Origin of the sequence: Undibacterium sp. Tian12W (assembly GCF_049339405.1) — a bacterium.
Taxonomy (GTDB): Bacteria; Pseudomonadota; Gammaproteobacteria; order Burkholderiales; family Burkholderiaceae_D; genus Undibacterium.
Genome location: NZ_JBMPPK010000086.1, coordinates 1 through 304 on the forward strand (window position 1 = coordinate 1; position 304 = coordinate 304).

The 304-nt window shown below is 62.2% G+C and carries 1 protein-coding gene; it reads right to left on the bottom strand.

Annotated elements, in window-relative coordinates; translation table 11 throughout:
- Nucleotides 1–304, bottom strand: a 304-nt coding sequence (locus tag ACO0LI_RS30715; protein WP_423037730.1) for a hypothetical protein, incomplete at both ends; no start/stop codon positions are given.

Consider the following 304-nt stretch of genomic DNA (forward strand, 5'->3'; position numbering starts at 1 on the left):
GCGACAACCTGGTGCGCGCCTGTAGTGGCGGCGGTGATGGTGGCTGTGCCCTGGGCATCGAGTGTTTGTGGCTGGCCATCGACGGTGACGCTGGTGCTGATGTTGCCGGTGCCGCCGTTGGTGAGGACGGTGACGGTGACTTTGTCGCCTATGTTGACCAATGCGGGGGCGACGGCCATGCTGATACTGAGTGCCAGGGCATGGTCGCTGACTGTGAGCAGGTAGCGTTGTTCTGCATAGGCTTTGCCATTATCTGCGCGCAGGGTGACGTTGAAGCTGCCCAACACAGGGCTGGCCCAGCTGA